This window comes from Fictibacillus marinisediminis (assembly GCF_023149135.1).
Classification (GTDB): domain Bacteria; phylum Bacillota; class Bacilli; order Bacillales; family Fictibacillaceae; genus Fictibacillus_C; species Fictibacillus_C marinisediminis.
This window is the reverse complement of sequence record NZ_JAIWJX010000002.1, coordinates 1,824,061-1,843,483: the sequence shown is the minus strand read 5'-3', so window position 1 is coordinate 1,843,483 and position 19,423 is coordinate 1,824,061. Positions and strand designations below refer to the sequence as shown.

General features: G+C 43.4%; 21 protein-coding genes, 1 pseudogene and 1 other annotated feature (1 of these 23 cut by a window edge). All 22 genes and pseudogenes read right to left on the bottom strand.

Going from position 1 to position 19,423, the window contains the following annotated elements:
* Positions 1-66, bottom strand: a binding site (T-box leader); it reaches 161 nt to the left of the window's first position.
* A 54-nt stretch (positions 67-120) separates the two neighbouring features.
* Positions 121-618, bottom strand: a complete 498-nt coding sequence (locus LCY76_RS10010) for a DivIVA domain-containing protein (protein WP_053354563.1) — start codon at positions 616-618, stop codon at positions 121-123.
* Positions 619-700: 82 nt separating this feature from the next.
* The gene (locus LCY76_RS10005) at positions 701-1,474 is read right to left on the bottom strand and encodes a YlmH family RNA-binding protein (protein ID WP_248252522.1); all 774 of its coding nucleotides are present in this window, start codon (positions 1,472-1,474) and stop codon (positions 701-703) included.
* Between the two features lie 16 nt (positions 1,475-1,490).
* Positions 1,491-1,769 carry a YggT family protein gene (locus tag LCY76_RS10000; RefSeq protein ID WP_053354565.1) on the bottom strand — a complete coding sequence of 93 codons (279 nt, stop codon included), beginning with the start codon at positions 1,767-1,769 and terminating at the stop codon, positions 1,491-1,493.
* A gap of 20 nt (positions 1,770-1,789) precedes the next feature.
* Positions 1,790-2,218: a cell division protein SepF gene (locus LCY76_RS09995; RefSeq protein ID WP_053354566.1), complete on the bottom strand. Its 429-nt coding sequence runs from the start codon at positions 2,216-2,218 to the stop codon at positions 1,790-1,792.
* Positions 2,219-2,230: 12 nt separating this feature from the next.
* Complete coding sequence (locus LCY76_RS09990) at positions 2,231-2,908, bottom strand: YggS family pyridoxal phosphate-dependent enzyme (protein ID WP_248252521.1); 678 nt, start codon at positions 2,906-2,908, stop codon at positions 2,231-2,233.
* Positions 2,871-3,740 carry a peptidoglycan editing factor PgeF gene (gene pgeF, locus LCY76_RS09985; protein ID WP_248252520.1) on the bottom strand — a complete coding sequence of 290 codons (870 nt, stop codon included), beginning with the start codon at positions 3,738-3,740 and terminating at the stop codon, positions 2,871-2,873. The genes LCY76_RS09990 and pgeF overlap by 38 nt, the downstream gene beginning before the upstream one ends.
* A gap of 104 nt (positions 3,741-3,844) precedes the next feature.
* Positions 3,845-4,132, bottom strand: a complete 288-nt coding sequence (locus LCY76_RS09980) for a YlmC/YmxH family sporulation protein (RefSeq protein WP_053354569.1) — start codon at positions 4,130-4,132, stop codon at positions 3,845-3,847.
* Positions 4,133-4,221: 89 nt separating this feature from the next.
* On the bottom strand, positions 4,222-5,004 hold the full coding sequence (sigG, locus tag LCY76_RS09975) for an RNA polymerase sporulation sigma factor SigG (RefSeq protein WP_062231643.1): 783 nt from the start codon (positions 5,002-5,004) through the stop codon (positions 4,222-4,224).
* A 173-nt stretch (positions 5,005-5,177) separates the two neighbouring features.
* Positions 5,178-5,897, bottom strand: coding sequence for an RNA polymerase sporulation sigma factor SigE (sigE, locus tag LCY76_RS09970; RefSeq protein ID WP_053354571.1), 720 nt, complete (start codon positions 5,895-5,897; stop codon positions 5,178-5,180).
* Positions 5,898-5,922: 25 nt separating this feature from the next.
* A complete protein-coding gene (gene spoIIGA, locus LCY76_RS09965) occupies positions 5,923-6,849 on the bottom strand; it encodes a sigma-E processing peptidase SpoIIGA (protein ID WP_248252519.1) in 927 nt (308 codons plus the stop codon).
* A gap of 208 nt (positions 6,850-7,057) precedes the next feature.
* Positions 7,058-8,209 carry a cell division protein FtsZ gene (gene ftsZ / locus LCY76_RS09960; protein WP_248252518.1) on the bottom strand — a complete coding sequence of 384 codons (1,152 nt, stop codon included), beginning with the start codon at positions 8,207-8,209 and terminating at the stop codon, positions 7,058-7,060.
* Between the two features lie 35 nt (positions 8,210-8,244).
* A complete protein-coding gene (gene ftsA / locus LCY76_RS09955; protein WP_248252517.1) occupies positions 8,245-9,525 on the bottom strand; it encodes a cell division protein FtsA in 1,281 nt (426 codons plus the stop codon).
* 150 nt (positions 9,526-9,675) lie between these two features.
* Complete coding sequence (locus LCY76_RS09950) at positions 9,676-10,029, bottom strand: small basic family protein (RefSeq protein ID WP_248252516.1); 354 nt, start codon at positions 10,027-10,029, stop codon at positions 9,676-9,678.
* Positions 10,029-10,721: a DUF881 domain-containing protein gene (locus LCY76_RS09945; RefSeq protein ID WP_248252515.1), complete on the bottom strand. Its 693-nt coding sequence runs from the start codon at positions 10,719-10,721 to the stop codon at positions 10,029-10,031. Before LCY76_RS09945 ends, LCY76_RS09950 begins: the two co-directional genes overlap by 1 nt.
* Positions 10,722-10,726: 5 nt before the next feature.
* Positions 10,727-11,419: a DUF881 domain-containing protein gene (locus LCY76_RS09940; protein WP_248252514.1), complete on the bottom strand. Its 693-nt coding sequence runs from the start codon at positions 11,417-11,419 to the stop codon at positions 10,727-10,729.
* Positions 11,403-12,182 carry a cell division protein FtsQ/DivIB gene (locus tag LCY76_RS09935; protein WP_248252513.1) on the bottom strand — a complete coding sequence of 260 codons (780 nt, stop codon included), beginning with the start codon at positions 12,180-12,182 and terminating at the stop codon, positions 11,403-11,405. The genes LCY76_RS09940 and LCY76_RS09935 overlap by 17 nt, the downstream gene beginning before the upstream one ends.
* A gap of 164 nt (positions 12,183-12,346) precedes the next feature.
* Positions 12,347-13,254 (bottom strand): annotated as a pseudogene (gene murB, locus LCY76_RS09930) (UDP-N-acetylmuramate dehydrogenase).
* Between the two features lie 46 nt (positions 13,255-13,300).
* Positions 13,301-14,404: an undecaprenyldiphospho-muramoylpentapeptide beta-N-acetylglucosaminyltransferase gene (murG, locus tag LCY76_RS09925; RefSeq protein WP_248252512.1), complete on the bottom strand. Its 1,104-nt coding sequence runs from the start codon at positions 14,402-14,404 to the stop codon at positions 13,301-13,303.
* A gap of 154 nt (positions 14,405-14,558) precedes the next feature.
* The gene (gene spoVE / locus LCY76_RS09920) at positions 14,559-15,659 is read right to left on the bottom strand and encodes a stage V sporulation protein E (RefSeq protein WP_053358283.1); all 1,101 of its coding nucleotides are present in this window, start codon (positions 15,657-15,659) and stop codon (positions 14,559-14,561) included.
* 56 nt (positions 15,660-15,715) lie between these two features.
* A complete protein-coding gene (gene murD / locus LCY76_RS09915) occupies positions 15,716-17,068 on the bottom strand; it encodes a UDP-N-acetylmuramoyl-L-alanine--D-glutamate ligase (RefSeq protein ID WP_248252511.1) in 1,353 nt (450 codons plus the stop codon).
* Position 17,069: 1 nt separating this feature from the next.
* Positions 17,070-18,044, bottom strand: coding sequence for a phospho-N-acetylmuramoyl-pentapeptide-transferase (gene mraY, locus LCY76_RS09910; RefSeq protein ID WP_053354581.1), 975 nt, complete (start codon positions 18,042-18,044; stop codon positions 17,070-17,072).
* Positions 18,041-19,423, bottom strand: coding sequence for a UDP-N-acetylmuramoyl-tripeptide--D-alanyl-D-alanine ligase (locus LCY76_RS09905; RefSeq protein ID WP_248252510.1), 1,383 nt, complete (start codon positions 19,421-19,423; stop codon positions 18,041-18,043). Before LCY76_RS09905 ends, mraY begins: the two co-directional genes overlap by 4 nt.

Below are 19,423 nucleotides of genomic sequence, written 5' to 3'. Positions count from 1 at the left end.
CACCATCACCGGCTCGCTCAATTGAAAAATGGATGCTCTACATACTTTCCCTTTCATCGTTGCCAAAATATAATAATCTTTAAAGAATTATATGCTTATGACGAAAAAACGTCAAGCGTTCTATTTCATCTCCAGTTCATATTCTTCACCACGTTCTGCAGGCTGAAGAGCATCCCAATCCTCATTCTTCAGCATTTCCAGCTGAGCTTCGATGAGCATGCGGAAACGGGTGCGATAAACAGAAGACTGCTTTTTCAATTCTTCGATCTCCATCGCGATTTTTCGGGATTTAGCCAGAGATTCATTGATAATTCGGTCAGCGTTCTTTTCCGCTTCCTTTACGATCAGCCTTGCTTCTTTTGTTGCGCTCCGTTTAACTTCCTCGCCTGTTTCCTGAGCAACAAGAATAGATTTGTTCAATGTTTCTTCAATGTTTTTAAAATAGGAAAGCTTCTCTTCAAGCTTTTCTACGGTTTCTTCCAATTCTCTTCTTTCGCGGATCACTGATTCATAATCTTTAATTACTTGATCAAGAAAATCGTTGACCTCATCTTCATTATAACCCCGAAATCCCCGGGTAAACTCTTTATTATGAATATCCAATGGTGTTAAAGGCATTTCCGCCACCTCCGCTAATGATGCTTTCTATTAATTACCTAGTTTCGACAATTGTAATGCCAATCCTTCTAAACTGTATAATTTATTGTAAAACTCCGTACCTTACCCGCCATCTGTCTTTCTTTGTCTTACCTTCCACAGCGATCAGTTTGCTCCTGCCGTATCCTCTTAAAGATAAATAATCACCAGGTTCTACTTGAAAAGACACTTCTTCAGTAACCCGCCAATTGACCTTTGCTTTCGACCCTTGAATGAGCGGGCTGACTTTTGACCGGGAAAGCCCATAGATCTCAGAGAGAACGACGTCAAGCCGCAATGAAGAAACTGTTCCTTCTTTCATTTCATAAATCTCGTCCGATTCAATAAGATCATTTTCAGCCACTTCTTTCAGCTTAACACTCGCTTTTCCGATTCGCTCCAAGTTCAAACGGACGTAGTCACTCACATCGCCTGCAACAACGATCTGCATCCTGTCCTGGTTTTGGAGGATATCGCCAAACTTTCCTCTCTTCATTCCAAGGTTCATCAAAGAGCCGAGAACATCTCGATGCTCCATCGTTACAAACTTTGCTGGATAGTGGATTTCCAATACAGATACTTCAAAATCCTTTTTCTCGGGCACAAAATAAGAAGGATAGATTAATGCTCTCTTTCTCTCAGAAAAAGAAGAGCCTCCCCAGAACGCCAGGGAAGCCTCCGAGCCTTTTCCAATCATGCTTTCAGCGATATCCTGCTCTCTTGGATCAAGAAAATCGGTGAGTTTAACAGAATACCGTTCCTCTGCTTCAGCCTTCCACTGCAGCACTTGATCAATAAAGGGGTATTCTTCTTTGCGAAAATGCTGATATAGGTTCATCTATGCTCCTCTGCCTCTAGGCCAGGTATTGGCCAATCCAGTAAATGACCATTCTCACACCAGCTTGTGCAAATGATAATGCAAATAATGCGACGATCGGAGAAATATCAATCATGCCAAGCGGCGGAATGATTCTCCTGAACGGCGCCAAGTATGGCTCCACGATTCTGGCAATAAATTGGCCGATGGAAGATTCCCTTGCATTCGGGAACCATGACATTAATATGTACGCTATGACAATATATCGATAGATAGTGAAAAGTTCGCTAACAAAGTTCCCAATCTGATATACCAAAGAAAGCCACCGTCCTCGTATTATTCGCCTTCCAGCATTTCCGATATCGATCCGGAAATATCTACGTTTTCCGGTGTGCACAAAAATGTGTTAGGACCTAATTTTTGTATATCTCCCCCGATCGCATAAACGGTTCCGCTTAAAAAGTCGACGATCCGTTTGGCTTGATCATGTGGTATGCGCTGCAGGTTCATGACAACCGCACGCCTGTTTTTCAACTGATCGGCAATGTCCTGTGCTTCCGCGTATACTCTCGGTTCAACAAGGACCACCTTGGATTGCTGATGAATACTTTGCAGGCTGACGACGTTCTGCTTGTTTTTCTTTGTTTGAGCAGGAGGATATTCACTCTCCACCGCCTCCGCACCCTCTTCTTCAACTACCTCTTCATATACATATTCATCTTCTTCAAGGTCAAAAAAGCGCTTGAATTTGTTCTTTATGCTCATGATTGGCACCTCCTAAAATTCTTTGCCGACCAGGCTGGTCCCAATTCTGACGAACGTTGCTCCTTCCTGGACAGCTATTTCATAATCATTAGACATTCCCATGGATAGCTCAGTGCATGGCGCAAATTCGTAATGCTTCGACTGTATGTCATTTTGCAGCTGTTTAAGTGTTGAAAAAACAGAACGAAGGGTTTCCTCATCTTCTGAATGAGGAGCCATGGTCATCAGCCCTACGATCCGGATGTTTGGAAACTCTTTCATATTATCGACAAATGATAGAGTTTTTTCAGCCAGCATCCCATGTTTTGTTTCTTCTCCAGAGACATTGACTTGAACAAAACAATTGATGACACGGTCTGCCCTCTTATCGATCTCCTTAGCAAGCGAAAGCCTGTCCAATGAATGAATATAGTCAACGTAAGGGAGAATTTCCTTAACTTTTCTGGACTGAAGAGAACCAATAAAATGCCACGTCACATCATCACCAAGAACCTCATACTTTTCCTTGAGGCCTTCCGGACGGTTTTCACCGATGTGCTCAACGCCAGATTTCACTGCATCCTCAGCCGTTTCTGTACTCACATATTTCGTCACGGCAATAATTTTAACGTCCTCTGGCTTTCTGTTTTTTTTCTTGCAAGCTTCAGATATATTACTTTGGATGACTGAAAGATTTTGCTGGATATTCACGTTCTGCTCCTTTCAAACGCCCGATATAGCTCATGATCCTGCCGGTTTTCCCAAGTTCCTTGCGATGAGAAAAAAATTGCTCATTATTGCAGCTGGTGCAATAAGAAGTTTCAACAATATTTTCCTCTTTCATGCCTGCCTGAATCAGAATCCTCTTATTTACTTCCCGCAAATCCAGCAAATAATGCTTCTCGTCTATTTGACGGTATGGAAAATTTGCTGTATCAGCCGGAAGCGCCTTGTTGACTTGCATGATAACAAATTCATCTACCTCATAGCAGCAGCTTCCGATCGATGGGCCGATTGCTGCAATGATGTCATCGGGCCTGATACCTTCAGCCTTCACCCATTCATCCACCATGTTTGCTCCGATTTTGCCGACTGTACCTTTCCAGCCTGCATGGGCAAGCCCGACAAGTTTGCTTTGGGGACTCAAAAAGAAAAGAGGCACACAGTCAGCGTAAAGTGAGGTAAGTAGTAGGTCTTCTTCTGCTGTATATATTCCATCGGTGCCTTTAATCGCGCTTGCCAGATCTTTTGCGCCCTTTCCAGCATCCTCATGCGTTACTTTTTTTATGACTGCCTGATGCACCTGCTCAGTTCCGACCCAGTGGTCTAAAGCAGCTCCAATGGCAACACTTGCGCTATGCCGGTTTTTTAGAACATCCTCCGGGTTGTCTCCGACATGGAATCCTAAATTCAAAGATTCATATGGATGCTTGCTAAACCCATTACGCCGTGACGTGATGCCTGCTGTTAATCCGGCATGCTGGTTCATCCAGTCAGCCAGTTTAAACATGCTGCCTTGTTGTACAAATGGTTCAGCTCTCAAAACCGCACACTTCCTTCTGTGAAAAGTATTATCAAATTAAGACGGATATTGGGTTATTATGCTATTTATTTTATCACAGATGAGTCTTGAGCGTATAATGCTATTTACTTTTTCAACTGATCAAAAGGTTCTTTAATATATTCTCCTGAATCCTGAGCGTCCATATAGCGGACAAGAATGACATCTGTCCCGATCTTTACGATATTTCTCCATGGAATGACAATATCACTTTCTCTTGCAAAAAAGCCGAGCATTTTTCCTGGTCCCGGTATGATCAGTGATTCTATCTTTCCCGTGCTTAAATTAATTTCCAGATCAGCGATATGTCCAAGTTTTTTGCCGTTCGCAACATTTACTACGTCCTTGACCTGAAAGTCAGAAATCTTCATCATCTTATCCCCGCCCTTCTTTTACTAACTATATGACCGGGCTTGTAAAATCATGTACAGCAAACAACCCGCTTTATCAGCGGGTTGTCTTTTTAGCTGCTCTGTATATTTTTGTTCATCTGTGAGATGGCCGCTTTTTCCAGACGCGAGACCTGGGCTTGTGAGATTCCAATCTCATCGGCGACCTCCATCTGCGTTTTGCCTTGAAAAAATCTCATCGTCAGAATCATTTTTTCTCTTTCATTTAGGCGCCTCATTGCTTCTTTCAGGGCAATTTCTTCAATCCACTGAAAATCTTTAGCCTTATCATCACTTATCTGATCCATTACGTAGATCGGATCGCCGCCGTCATTATAAATAGGTTCAAAAAGAGAAACGGGATCCTGTATGGCATCCAGTGCAAATACCACTTCTTCTTTAGGAACCTCCAGCACTTCAGCGATCTGCTGTGCCGTTGGTTCCCTTGAAAGCTTATTCATAAGCTGGTCTCTGACCTGCAGCGCTTTGTAAGCGATATCCCGCAGAGAACGGGATACCCGGATGGGGTTGTTGTCCCGCAAATATCTTCTGATCTCTCCAATAATCATAGGCACTGCATACGTGGAAAATTTTACATTTTGACCAAGGTCAAAATTATCGATGGATTTCATTAGGCCAATACAGCCGACCTGAAATAAATCATCAACAAACTCCCCGCGGTTGTTAAATCTCTGGATAACGCTGAGAACTAAGCGCAGGTTGCCGTTTACTAACGTTTCGCGTGCAGTAGGATCCCCGTTCTGCATCTTTGTGAACAATTCACGCATTTCGGGATTTTTTAATACTGGAAGCTTAGACGTGTCTACTCCGCAGATCTCTACTTTGTTTCGGGTCAATGGATTTCCCTCCTACCGGGAGTTTTTTGTCAAAGTCAGTATTTCCCTGGCAGGAATTTTTATGCAGTAGCTCTATCTTCAGGAAGTGAAGCCGGATGCCGGAAATCATGCGGCAGTATAGCTTAATTGACTGGAAATTATTTTCAAAATAAAAAAGAGGCTGCTGCCTCCAATCAGACCATTTTATTAAATTCCTTTTGCAGCCGTTTAATAATTCTCTTCTCCAATCTTGAGATATAGGACTGAGATATCCCGAGCATATCAGCCACATCTTTCTGGGTCTTTTCTTCCCCTCCAGATAGTCCGAATCTAAGCTCCATGATCTGTTTCTCCCTGTCATTTAAAGTAAATAAAGCCTTCAAAAGCAATTTCCGATCGACATTCGCCTCTAATCGGCGTGTAATAATATCCTCTTCGGTCCCGAGGACATCTGATAATAAGAGTTCATTTCCATCCCAGTCAACATTCAGCGGTTCATCAAAAGAAACTTCTGATCGTGTTTTGTTATTTCTGCGCAAATACATGAGGATTTCATTTTCAATGCATCGGGATGCATATGTAGCCAGTTTTATTTTCTTTTCAGGATTGAAGGTGTTTACCGCTTTGATCAGTCCGATCGTTCCAATACTGATTAAATCCTCTATATTGATCCCGGTATTCTCAAATTTTCTTGCAATGTAGACGACCAGCCTTAAATTCCTTTCGATGAGCAATGATTTAGCAGCCTTATCGCCGGATGGCAGCTTTTCAAGGAGTACAGCTTCTTCCTCCTTGCTCAGCGGCGGCGGAAGCGCCTCATGGCCGCCTATATAATGGATTTCCTCCGTTTTGATCCCAAGCTTAATTAACAGTTTGTACCAAAGAAGTGTCAGTTTCAGACGAAGCTTTCTCACTTTGTCATTCTCCCCTCTCCTTATTCTATGAGGCTGCTATGCTTTCGATACCGTTCGACATGACTTCTGGATGCACAATGCAGGTAAACGCATTTTCACTTGATAATGCTGTATAAGTTAACCCGATTAGAACTCTCGAACATGAAAAGTTCCCCTGTTTGCTTGTGATTACGACTTCATCCGGCTTGATGGCTGGGAGAAATTCACTGTCTTTCCCCACAGCACGAAATGGAATAATCCGCAGGCGGGATTCCCAGGAATGCCCCGAGGCACCATTTTCGTTAAATGACTCCATATCTTTAGAAAACGCTATGATTTCCGGTGGAAGGTGTTCTTCGTGGATATTCAAGTCAAGTATCATTACAGGCACCTTCGTGATCGGGTCATGCAGCTTGTTTCCGCTGTCGATCAGCCCGGCAGCTTGTATGCATGTATCCTCAATTCTGATTTCCACCTCCACCAATTCTGTATAATGGAGTTTCTGCACTTTAATGTCATCCACTCTTTTTTTGGAAAACAGCCATACTGCCGGAAAGCCGATACAGACAAACACCCAGCTTAATAGATCACCCTTTCCTGTACTCTTGGTCGCCAATACACCATGCATGATCGTTAAATCTGTCTGTAAGAAATAATGTGCCGCAAAAACCCCCCCTCCTGTGACAAACGTTACAAAATAAAACATCCCAACATTTTTAGCGAAGTATGAAAATTTTTGAAAACCAAAAGACACAACCATGATAATCAAGGAAAAAACAAATTTTATGAGCGGATGATACATGCTGATATCCGTAGGAATAAAAAGCAGCAAAACATACGAAGATCCGATGAAAGAACCCGCAGCCAGTCTCCATTTTTGCATTTTGCGTTTTAACACCATTCCGGTTAAAACAATCAGCAGAAAATCAATGCAAAAATTAAGAAACCAAATGACATCCAGATAAAGTGTCATTTGTTTTCTCCTTTCTTAAGAGTTGAAACAAGTATAAAACAGGCGAAATATAAAGTCTGTCAATTTATGAGACAAGATATCTTTTTATTTTAAGAGATTTTGTCATAATCTACTGCTTGCAAAAAACTGTTTTGAAGGCACTAAAAAAACACCTTTCATAGTCTGAAAGGTGTTTTCCAAGTATTGTTGGCGCTTCCGCTTTTCTTATTTATCTTCTTCGGTTACGGTTGCGGTTGCGAAGGAAAGTAGGGATATCCAATGTATCAGAATCGGATTGTGAAGGCGGAGCCGGACGGTTTTCGTTCGTCACTTCCTCACGCTGGTTTCCTTGGCTAGCAGGAGCCTTTGGAGCCTGCTGCTGGAATTTTGGACGCTGCGCCTGTGCCTGCATGGCTTGCATGTTTTCTCTTTCATCGAAACCGGTCGCAATAACAGTCACCAGAATTTCATCTTTTAAATCTTCATTGATAACAGACCCGAAGATCATGTTGACTTCAGGATCTGAAGCAGAGGATACAATATCTGCCGCCTCATTAACTTCATAAAGGCTTAGGTTGGCTCCTCCAGTAATGTTCATCAGGACACCCTTGGCACCGTCTATTGAAGTTTCAAGCAATGGTGAAGAAATGGCCTTTCGTGCTGCCTCAGCTGCTCTGTTTTCGCCAGTGGCAATACCAATCCCCATTAGAGCAGAACCTTTTTCAGTCATGATTGTTTTAACATCGGCAAAGTCAAGGTTGATCAATCCTGGTACGGCGATCAGGTCAGAGATCCCTTGTACCCCTTGCCGCAATACGTTATCTGCCTCACGGAAAGCTTCAAGCATCGGAGTGTTTTTATCAACGATTTCTAGTAGTCTGTCATTTGGAATGACAATCAATGTATCTACTTTTTCTTTAAATACGCTGATTCCGCCAACAGCTTGAGTAGAACGTTTTCGTCCTTCAAACGTGAACGGACGGGTAACAACACCTACTGTCAATGCTCCCATTTCCTTAGCGATTTCAGCGATTACAGGAGCTGCACCAGTTCCAGTTCCTCCGCCCATACCGGCAGTAACAAAGACCATATCGGCCCCGCGGAGGGCTTCTTCAACCTGTTCCCTGCTCTCTTCTGCCGCTTTTTTTCCAATTTCAGGGTTGGCTCCTGCACCCAATCCCCTAGTAAGCTTTGAACCGATCTGCATTTTAATCTGAGCCTTTGATAGGTTTAGTGCCTGGGCGTCAGTATTCACGCAAATAAATTCTACTCCTTGTACACCGTGCTCAATCATGCGGTTAACAGCGTTGCTTCCGCCGCCGCCGACACCAATGACCTTAATTGTAGCTAATGAATCCATGTTCATATCAAACTCTAACATGAGCGTTCCTCCTAATGACTAGTTAACCCTGTCTCTTATTCGAAAAATAAACCAAACCAATTTTTCATTTTGGATTTCATGCCGCCTGCGGCTTTATCACTTTGCTGCTTTGCTGCTTGAGGCTGTTTCTTTCTTTGCTGGACCTCAGCTCCCTCAGTAAGGGCAGAAGCTACCTCTTTTCCTTGTACCTTAATGTTGCGGTACGTAAATTGGATGAGGCCGATACCTGTCGTATATTGCGGCTCCCTGACGCCGATATAATCCGGCAGGGAGACCCTGACGTTGTTTTGGAAAATTTCCTGTGCCAATTCCAGCAATCCAGGCATCGCGGCAACACCACCGGTTATCACAAATCCTCCCGGCAGATCTCCGTAGCCTCTTCGAATGAGCTCTTCGTCAGCTAGTTCGAGCATTTCAGCAATACGGGCTTCAATAATAAGAGCCAGATCGTACTGACTGATCTCCTGATCTGATGAGGATCCAATCTGAGCGACAGAAAACGTTTCGTCTTTTGATGCATGATCAACAAAAGCATGTCCATGCTTGATCTTTATTTTTTCTGCATCTTCCGCAGTCGTTCGAAGTCCGATAGATATGTCTTTAGAAATGAACTCTCCGCCGAAAGGAAGAACGGTGGTCATCTGCATTGTTCCCTGATCAAATACGGACACTGTAGTTGATCCTCCGCCGATATCGATTAAGGCTGTTCCTAAGTCCATCTCATCCCTGGTAAGGGCTATTGAAGCAGTAGCCAGCGGTTCGAGACAGATATCAGCAACTTGCAGCCCCGCTCTTTCCACGCAACGCAGTAAATTATGTAATATGGTCTTAGATCCTGTTACGATCGTTCCTTCCATTTCCAACCTGACTCCGAGCATACCGCGCGGATCAATAATTTCATCGGTTCCATCAACAATAAACTGTCCAGGTATGACATCAATAATTTCCCGTTCAGGAGGAATTGAAACTACTTGAGCAGCATCAATCACGCGTGCAATGTCTTCATCCCCAATTTCACGGTCTTCACTGGAAACAGCAACTACACCATGGCATGGCTGAAGCTGAATATGATTTCCTTTCACACCTACAATTACTGCATTAATCGGTATACCAAGCATTCGTTCTGCCTGTTCAACCGCTTTTTTTATGGAACGAACAGTTTCATCGATATCAACAATAGATCCTTTTTTTATTCCTGCAGATTTTGAGTGACCTACACCAATTACATTAAAGGATTCACTGGTCATTTCTCCAATGATAACTTTAATATTGGATGTACCGATGTCTAAACTTACATAAATCTCGTTGCTGTTCATTCTTTGGCACCTCCTTGAGTTTAAAATGTCCGTTATATACTATTCGTCTATCCGTTATGTAATTATATCGGTATACGAGTGGGTTAATTAAGGAATAAATTCCACAAACAAGGATTATTCCCTCTTTTTTTTCTTAAGTTTTTAAGAAAGTTAACTGTTTTTTCTAGATTTGCTCCATTTTGAAATAACAAGCCGGCGAATGACAGCTATATTATTAAACAATCTGACGCCAAAAGCAAATATTGCCGCCAAATATAAATCAATTCCAAGATGTACCCCTAGATAGGCAAGGCCTGCCGCAAGCAGAATATTAAAGAAAAACCCGCTGATAAATACCTTATCCTCGAAATTCCCTTGCATATGGGCCCGAATTCCTCCGAACAACGTGTCCAGCGCTGCCAGAACAGCGATAGAAAGGTAGTTTGTATATTCATAAGGAATCCGTATTTCAGATAAAAAACCCAAAACCAGACCAATGATTAAAGCCAAGACCGGCAGCCACATTATAATTCCTCCTTTGCCTGCTTCATGTATTTTACACGGATGGGTTTATCGTAAGCGGGCAGTGTCAGCTGGTTTTGCGGCTTAGAATCAATGTATAGGTTCTCCCTCACAAAATCTTCCGCAGATTGCGAAGCAATAATTTTATTTTGAAGTTTTTGGGCATCATCTGATAATACTTTGATTTCAATAGGAAACGAGCCGAGCGGCTGGTTATTTATGTAGGTTTCGCCATTGACTTCCCTGATCGGCGTAGTCGAGATGATTCGCTGGCCATCCACTGAAATGTCCTTTGCTTCATATCTGTTCAGTTCATTGATCAGCCTTCTGATCAATTCCGGATAGAGTTTTGGCGCTTCTCCTTCATTAAAGGGTTCGATGGTGATTAGAATTCCTTGTCCGCTCACTTCTGTCAAACCTGCCGCCTCTTTTAAGTCATTAAGCGCTTTTTCCATCGCCTCTGTTTTTTCCTTCTTTCGTGATTGTTCATAATCATCTAAAAGATCCTGATACTTTTTGATTTCATTGTTTAGATCCTGCTGGCGCTGCTTCTCTTTTTCCAAGTCCGCACGGAGTTCCCACGTATCTCTTGTGTCTCTTGTTATGGGATTGTTGGTTGTCTGAAACTGAACAGCCAGCATTACGCCCAGAATGCTGGCAACGCCGGCGAATATTGCTTTTCTTTTGTTGTTCAATTGGCTCATCCCTCTTTGCTTAAATAAGGATCCATCGTAATTCCATCCTTTGTCGCTACTCTAACTTCAATACCATCATTGACGAGATCACTGACTACAGATAAATTCAACGATTTTTCCATTACTGACTTATCTCCGATCGCTGTAATGGTAAAAGGAGCTGGATATTGATTGCCGTCTACGCTGACGACCGGACCCACGCATGTGATATAGCTGCTGTGTGAAATCCTCTGTCCGTTAACAGCAACAGCTTCCGCTCCTGAAACCAGCATTTCGTAGATCACGCTTCGAATGTGCTCTTCATGAACTATATAATTATTGGGATTCTCACCTTCAGGAACATAAGATGAGTCCGAGAGGGTTACTTCAATTCCCGGACCCTTAACCTTCACGCTTCCAACTACTTTTCTCATTTTTTTCAGGTCTTCAACTAAGTTATAAGATTTCTTCTCCTGATCCGCTAGTTTGTTTTCCCTTTTTTGAATTTGAAGCTGAATTTTTTTTAATTCCCCGTTCAATTTCCGGTTAGTCTTTTGGGTTCTCAATATACCGCTTCTCAAACCATCCTCTTGTTTCCACTGGCTGTTCGTTTCATGAGTCGCTGCTTCCTTTTTCGTAATTTGATAGGAGTACGATAGAAAAAAGCCTGTCACGAGCATGATGATCGAAAAGAAAACATACTTACCTGTCGGTTTCACTCTTAGGTGCCTCCTCTTTGCCGAATTCATGGAAATACGTGCTGATATCCATATTGATAACCCCTTTTTGATGAGGTCCCAGCTGCTGTACGATGGATGGGTAAGCTTCCATTTTTCTGGCAAAATGGGTGATCGAGGACCTGACTTCGTAACCGTCTGTCATATAAAGAATAATTCGATTGTCGTCCTTGCTTTCAGTATCTAAGTGAATCTCAGAAATACGGTGGGTGATCCCTTGCGTCAGCTTGCCGAGTTCCTTCGCCATAGGTTTCAGGAGCTTCCGGTCCTTCCAGTCTGTGATGATCGGTGCGTTTACTGGCAACGACCCCTTTTTCATACCAGCAAGAAGTTTCCCGCTTTCGAGAACAGGATAATATTTTCCATTGACCTTTAGATAGCCTACTCTATGAAATTCCTTCACTTCTATAATGAGATGATTGTAGAACTTTTTATGTACATCAACAGAGGATATCTCCCCCATTTTTAGTATGCCTTTTCGAATGTCTTCATCCGACAGGTTCAGAAAAGAGGTGTGAGGGCTGATTTTCGCTGCTTTAATAATGGCTTGGTCGCTGATGTTTTCGTTCCCGCTCACGGTTATCTTTTTTATGTCACTGAAACTGGATTGGAAATAGACAAATACCAATATCAGCAAAAAGAAAAGGGACAAGTAAATAATCATTCTTCTGTTTGTTTTTTGTTTGCGCTGCGTTTTTAATTTGGGAATGCGGTCTTCAATCGTAACAACTTTTTCCTTGTCCATTTCCTTTCCCCCGTGTAAATACAAATAACTGAATACCATCCTTCATATGTAAAGAGAAAGGAAAACAGCTCTGCAAGCTATTCTCCTTCTCCAAAAGGAACCATCCAGTCCGATTTATGTCTATTAAATTATAACATAAGTTAACGTGAACGATGTGGCATTTTTTAGCTTTTTCTGCCGATTATCTCCACTTCGGTCTCGATATCGATATTGTGCAGTTCTTTGATCTTTTTCTGGATCAGCGAGATCAGATCCAGGACATCTTTCGCTTTGGCATTTCCAGTGTTCACAATAAAGTTAGCATGCATGTCAGAGATCTGTGCACCCCCGACAGTTGTTCCTTTTAAACCAGAGGATTCAATAAGCTGGCCCGCATAATTCGGAAGAGGATTCCTAAATACGCTGCCGCAACATGGATAGTTCCAAGGCTGTGTATTTCTTCGGTAGTCTTTATTCTTTTTCAGTTCAGCCATTATGGTTTCTCTATCGCCTTTTTCAAGAAGCAGAACGGCTTCCACGCAGATCCCGCCGGTTTTCTGTAGTACTGAGGTACGATAAGAGAACTCCATTTCTTCGTTGGTGAGCCATTTCAGCTCCCCATCCGGAAAGAGGACCAATGCTTCTTTCAAGATTTTTGACATGTCTGATCCATGAGCTCCGGCGTTCATGAATACGGCTCCGCCGAGAGATCCGGGAATTCCTGCCGAAAATTCAAGTCCTGAGTATCCTTCGCGGGATAGAACGGTAGCCAGTTTGACGAGGGAATACCCCCTCCAATCCTAAATTCGCTCCCATTTTGTTCAAGGCTGTCTAGACCGTCACCTAGCTTTATGACGACTCCTTCGATTCCTTCATCCGATACGAGCAGGTTTGATCCTCGGCCGATCGGACGGAAAGGTACACCTGCTGCTTTGATGTATTCCATTGCTTTTTTAAGAGAGTCTGTGCTGTTCGGCTCAAAAAAAAGATCTGCAGGCCCTCCGATTTTTAATGTAGTATGGTTTTTCAGCGGCTCATTTTCCAAAACTTTACCTAAGTTTTCATTCCGCAGTTGATCTGCCAGTTTATTCAAAAAAAATCCCCCCTATATCACACAAAATCTATTATCAAATTTTATATTATTTCGCAGAAGTTTGTTTAATATTTTCCATTAGCTTAACGACATTCGCTGCAGCCCCTGGCATCCCCAGTTCTTTTGAAGCCTGGTGCATTCTTTCCCAGTTCTCCTGGTTAAGCAAGATATTGTCCACTTCTTCAAGAAGCAATGAACCGTTCATATCTTTTTCAAGAATCACAACAGCCGCTCCGTTCTGTTCAAGAGCTCTCGCGTTCTTTTCCTGATGATTATTGGTCACGTATGGGCTCGGTATTAAAATACTAGGAATTCCAAGTGCCGTCAATTCCGCGATAGATGTAGCCCCTGCCCGTGCAACCACTAGGTCAACACCTGCAAGAAGTTCGGGCATGTTGTGAACAAAAGGAACAATGGTCACATTCGCCGGGCTTCCTGACTGGCTGACCGCCTTCAGGACGTTCTCATGATGCACGTCACCTGTAACATAGACGAATTGATAGCTCTTCTTCTCTGCTTCTGTAAGCACATCTAGAAACGCTTCATTGATTGGGCGGGCTCCCCGGCTTCCCCCTACAATCAATACTGTCTTCTTCTCCGGATCGAGGTTCAATGATTGTCTTCCTTTTGCACCGTCAGTTCCGATGACCTCAGAAGCTCTGGGATTCCCAGTGAAAACAACTTTTTCCTGAGGAAAATAACTTGCGCTCTCTTCAAATGAGATCGCAATTTTCTTAACATACTTGCTAAGAAACTTGTTTGTCAGGCCTGGGACACTGTTCTGTTCATGGATCAGCGAAGGAATCTTCAGGCTGCTCGCCGCATATACGACTGGACCGCAAACATATCCTCCTGTGCCCACGACAACGTCCGGCTTAAATTCCTTCATGATCTTTTTGCAGCGGGAAACACCTTTTAAAAAACGCATGACCGTTTTTGCGTTTTCCATTGAAAGACTTCTTTTAAAGCCTGTAATATGAATACTTTTAAAAGGGATGTTCTCCCTCGGAACGAGCTTGCTCTCAAGCCCTTTTTCTGTACCGATATATAAAATCTCTGCATCCGGATGAAGTTTCTTAATCTCATTTGCAAGCGCAAGAGCAGGATAAATATGTCCTCCCGTACCTCCGCCGCTTAACACAATTCTCATAAAGCACCTCCGTAAAACTGATTAAAAATAAGACAAACCCTGTCACCACACTGACAGGGCATGTGAGAGACAAATAAACTAAAACCGCTGTGAGGACACTGAACTTCAGCTGTTTCACTTCTTTGTCCATAAAATTCAGCATGTAAGACACCGCTTAATACTTGGCATAACGGCTGATGTTCAGCAGAACTCCGATCGATGCAAGCATGAGAGTCAGTGATGATCCCCCATAGCTGATCAGTGGAAGAGTGATCCCTGTGACCGGCATAAGACCTGTGACTACTCCGATGTTAATCATTACTTGAATAGCAACCATTCCAATAATGCCGATCGCCAGGAAGCTTCCGAACAAATCGGGGGCGCCAAGAGCAATTCTTACCCCTCTCCACAGAAGGATGCTAAAAAGCAGCAAGACCAATGCACCGCCAATAAATCCAAGCTCCTCTGATAGAATCGCAAAGATAAAGTCCGTCTGTGGTTCTGGAAGGTAACCAAACTTTTGTCTGCTTTCACCAAGTCCGAGCCCCATTAATCCTCCGGGACCCAAAGAATACAGAGATTGAATGATCTGAAACCCGCTTCCAAGCTCGTCACTCCATGGATCTAAAAAGGAGGTAATCCGCTTAATCCGGTATGGGGCTGATATGATCAGACCGGCGAATCCCACAAGCCCGACGAACCCTAGTCCTACAAAGTGGGAGATTCTTGCACCGGCTACAAAGATCATAACGATGCTCGTACCTACCATGACAGAACCTGTACCGAGATCAGGCTGCAGCATGATCATCGCGAACGCCAGCATAACAAGGCCTAATGTTGGCAGCAAGCCCTTCTTAAAGGACGTTATCTTTTTTTGATGTTCTGCTAAATATTTAGCCAGAAAAGTAATCATTGCAAGTTTCATAAATTCTGAGGGCTGGATGGAAAAGGCTCCCACTCCAATCCAGCTTCTTGCGCCCCCCCGCACCATTCCCACTCCTGGAATGAGCACGCCTACCAGCAAAACAAAACATATGACTAAGAGGATCTTTGCCCAAGTACGCCAGGTCATATAATTGACATTCATAATAAAAAACATAGCTGCCACTCCTACTCCGGCAAAAAGCAGCTGCCGTTTAGCGAAGAAGAACGGATCGTTGAACTTTACAAGTGCCCAATCCGCACTGGCGCTGTAAACCATAATAATGCCTATGGATAATAGAAGCAATGTCGTGCCAATTAAAATAATATCCGGTGTTGTTCGTGTCGCAGGCAAAAGAAACACCTCAACTCTTCTGTATTTGCTCGTTCCAAAACCAGCATGTACAAACTCTACTTAAGTTTATGCACAGAGTTGATAAAGATGTCCCCTCTTTGTTCAAAAGTTTTAAACTGGTCCCAGCTCGCGCAAGCCGGGGATAGAAGGATAATATCACCTTCAGAAGAATTCTGATATGCGGCAGGAACGGCTTCCTCCACATTATCAACAAGTTTAATATCTTCTATTCCGGCGTCTTTTGCAGCTCGCTGCAGCTTAGGCGCTGTTTGTCCGAATAAAATGATCGACTTCACTTGTTTCAGCTGCGGGATCAAATCATCAAATTCGTTCCCTCTGTCCAATCCGCCGGCAAGAAGAATGATTTTTTGCTCAAACGCAGAAATGGCTTTTTGGGTAGCCAGTATATTGGTAGCTTTTGAATCGTTATAAAATTTCCTGCCGTTGACCTCCGCTACGTACTGCAGGCGGTGCTTGACACCGGTAAATGTTTTTAACGTTTCCTGAATCTGTTCATTATTCGCTCCAGCTAGCTTCGAAGCGGCAACAGCGGCAAGAATATTCTCAAGGTTGTGCTGCCCAGGAAGAACAATATCTCTCACAGAGATGATTTCCTCTTCTCTAAAATAAAGGCTTCCATCTTTTATGTAAGCTCCATCTTGGCATTCTCTCGTCACAGAAAAGGGAACCTTCACCGCTTTTGTGCTTTGAGCCAATTCACAAACTCTCAGGTCATCCGCGTTATAAACCGCGAAGTCTTTCTCTTTCTGGTTGGCAAAAATCCTTCCCTTTGCTGCTGCATACTCAGCAAGTGAACCGTGATAGTCCAGGTGCGCCTCAAAAATATTAAGAAGAACTGCGATTCTTGGTGCATACGACTGTGTTCCCATCAATTGAAAACTTGACAGTTCTGCAACAATAACATCTGATTCGTTTGACCGGTCTGCCACTTCAGAAAGAACCGTTCCGATGTTGCCTGCAACTACAGGTTTGCGTCCGCTGTTTTTTAGCATCTCTCCCACCAGGGTGGTCGTCGTAGTCTTTCCGTTAGATCCCGTAATGGCAATCATCTCAGCACAGGATACCTTTCCGGCGATTTCTACCTCGGTGATGACAGGAATGCCGCGTTTTACCGCCTCACTGACAATCGGATTGGTATAAGGAATTCCGGGATTTTTCACAACAAAGTCTGTCGGACGGTCCAATAAGGATAATGGATGATCCCCGCAGACTACTTCATAGCCTTCACTTGAAAGTTTTCTTGCTTGTTCATTCTCTTCCATCGGCGTTCGATCGTTCACGACGACGTTCGCACCATAAGACTTAAGCAGCTTGGCAGCAGCGAATCCGCTTTTAGCCAAGCCGAGAACTAGTACATGTTTTCCTTGAAAATTTTTCATATCGTTCATTTTATACCCACACCTCTAAATAGATTCCAAGGGCAGCGAATAACAAACCGACACCCCAGAAGGTTACAACGATTCTCCATTCCGACCAGCCGCTGAGTTCATAGTGGTGGTGAAGAGGACTCATCTTAAAGATTCGTTTTCCTCTCGTCTTAAATGACGCAACCTGAAGCATAACCGACAATGTTTCGATAACGAACACACCGCCAATGATCACAAGCAGAAGTTCCAGTTTCAAAATAATGGCAATAGCACTTATGGCTCCCCCTAGAGCGAGCGACCCTGTATCACCCATAAAAACTTTTGCCGGATGGGCATTGAAAACTAAAAAGCCGAGAACGCCCCCGACAACAGCTACTGAGAACAACGCGGTTTCATAGTGGTGAAGGTTGGAAGCAAGAACCGCGAATGCCCCAAAAGCAATGGCAGCTGTTCCCGCAAGAAGTCCATCGAGACCATCCGTTAGGTTCACCGCGTTAGAAGCTCCTATCAGCATGACGACGACAAGAACGGGATAGAACCAGCCAACATCAAAGGAAAAATCCGTCCCCGGTACACTGATCTCTGTTGAAAATCCTGTTTTAATAAGTCCAATGTAGAAGATTGCGGCAATAACCAGCTGCCCTACCAGCTTTTGTCTGGAAGTGAGCCCTAGATTCCTCTTTTTTACGACTTTGATAAAGTCATCCAGAAAACCTACGATCCCGTAACCTACTGTTACAAGAAGAAGCAAATACGTCTCCGTCTTCATTCCAATGAATTTAAAAGTCATAATATAAGCAGCCAGCGAAAGGGCAACAATAATAATAATGCCTCCCATTGTTGGTGTACCCGACTTCTTCTGATGTGATTTCGGCCCCTCTTCCCGAATGCTTTGCCCGAACTTTAATCTTCGTAAGAATGGTATGAAAAATGGCGAGCTTAAAACAGCAATTAGAAAAGAAGCAAGAAGTGTAAATAGTAATACTTGTTCAATCATTTCCCTGCCTCCTGAACATCCTCAATAAATGGTTTAATGATGGTCTCCAGCGCCATCCCGCGTGATGCTTTAAACAGAACTGCCGTGTCCTTTGAGAGCAGAGAGCGAATCGCATCAGACGCCTCTTCTTTTTTGTTGAAAATGGAGACGTTTGGCCCAGGTTTACCCTTTTTTAATACTTCCTCGCCGATCCACTTTCCTTTTTCTCCGATGGCGATAACATCTGTGATTTCAGCATCAATGTACTCTGCTACCCCACGGTGCATCTTTTCTTCCGTCGGACCAAGTTCATACATATCTCCCAGTACAACAGCTTTTCTTTTATAATTCGGCAGTCCTTTAACAGCTTCTATAGCAGCCGCCATGCTTGTAGGGCTGGCATTATATGCGTCATTGATCAGCAGCGCCCCATTCAAGCCGCGGTATTTTTCCAGCCTCATGTTGGTCAGCGTCAGGTTTTTCAAACCATCATTGACCGCGCTGTCCTCAATGTTCAAATAATGGCCGACTGCGATAGCATATGCTGCATTTTTAACATTATGAGTACCGAGCAGCGGAAGAGAATAAACCATGTTCTCTCCTTCAAGCTCGAATGTGAAGCCATCCTCATCACCATCTTGATTCACGATCTTCACCGTGCAATCTTCACCATAGCCACATTTTAATACATTGGGTGATGACAGATGCTGTAGAAGAGGTTCATCTCCATCAACAATGAGCAGCCCGCTTTCTTTAAGGCCGTCTCTAATCTCAAGTTTTGCTTTTGCGATGCCTTCTCTGCTTCCGAGGTACTCGATATGTGATTCTCCAATATTCGTTACAATCGCCAGATCAGGTTCAGACAATCTGCTAAGTAATGAGATCTCTCCAAAATTGCTCATTCCCATCTCAAGAATGATAACCTCAGTGTCGTTATCCATGGACAGGATCGTCAGAGGCAGGCCGATATGGTTATTGTAGTTCCCTTGTGTTTTATGGGTTTTAAAAGTCGTGGAAACAACAGCTTCCAGCAGATCCTTAGTCGTCGTTTTCCCATTGGAACCAGTTACAGCAATAACGACCGGCTTTACTTTCCTTAAATAAAGCTTAGCCATCTGCTGAAGAGATTCCACCGTATCTTTTACATAAAGGAGAGGGAACGAGCTTTCGAGCCCCTCTGGCAGGGGTGTACCTTCTTTCCAAAGGGAGGCTACAGCTCCCTGCTCAATGGCCTGCATTAAAAAACGATGACCATCGAATTTTTCTCCAGAGATTGGAATGTACAGCGATTGCGGAGAAGATTGCCTTGAATCTTTGGTTACCCCATGAATCACTGTATTCTCAATGTTTCCAGCAGTCGATACAGCTATCCCTGTTAATTCTTTTAAATCCAATTTCAT

Bases quoted from the DNA above. Each gene is read 5' to 3' on its own strand.
- LCY76_RS10010 (WP_053354563.1), bottom strand. From the start codon at position 618: ATGCCTTTAACACCATTGGATATTCATAATAAAGAGTTTACCCGGGGA.
- LCY76_RS10005 (WP_248252522.1), bottom strand. From the start codon at position 1,474: ATGAACCTATATCAGCATTTTCGCAAAGAAGAATACCCCTTTATTGAT.
- LCY76_RS09995 (WP_053354566.1), bottom strand. From the start codon at position 2,218: ATGAGCATAAAGAACAAATTCAAGCGCTTTTTTGACCTTGAAGAAGAT.
- LCY76_RS09980 (WP_053354569.1), bottom strand. From the start codon at position 4,132: ATGATGAAGATTTCTGACTTTCAGGTCAAGGACGTAGTAAATGTTGCG.
- spoIIGA (WP_248252519.1), bottom strand. From the start codon at position 6,849: ATGACACTTTATCTGGATGTCATTTGGTTTCTTAATTTTTGCATTGAT.
- ftsZ (WP_248252518.1), bottom strand. From the start codon at position 8,209: ATGTTAGAGTTTGATATGAACATGGATTCATTAGCTACAATTAAGGTC.
- ftsA (WP_248252517.1), bottom strand. From the start codon at position 9,525: ATGAACAGCAACGAGATTTATGTAAGTTTAGACATCGGTACATCCAAT.
- LCY76_RS09950 (WP_248252516.1), bottom strand. From the start codon at position 10,029: ATGTGGCTGCCGGTCTTGGCTTTAATCATTGGTCTGGTTTTGGGTTTT.
- LCY76_RS09935 (WP_248252513.1), bottom strand. From the start codon at position 12,182: ATGGACAAGGAAAAAGTTGTTACGATTGAAGACCGCATTCCCAAATTA.
- murG (WP_248252512.1), bottom strand. From the start codon at position 14,404: ATGAGAATTGTGTTAAGCGGCGGAGGTACGGGAGGACATATTTATCCT.
- murD (WP_248252511.1), bottom strand. From the start codon at position 17,068: ATGAACGATATGAAAAATTTTCAAGGAAAACATGTACTAGTTCTCGGC.
- mraY (WP_053354581.1), bottom strand. From the start codon at position 18,044: ATGATTGAACAAGTATTACTATTTACACTTCTTGCTTCTTTTCTAATT.
- LCY76_RS09905 (WP_248252510.1), bottom strand. From the start codon at position 19,423: ATGAAATTGGATTTAAAAGAATTAACAGGGATAGCTGTATCGACTGCT.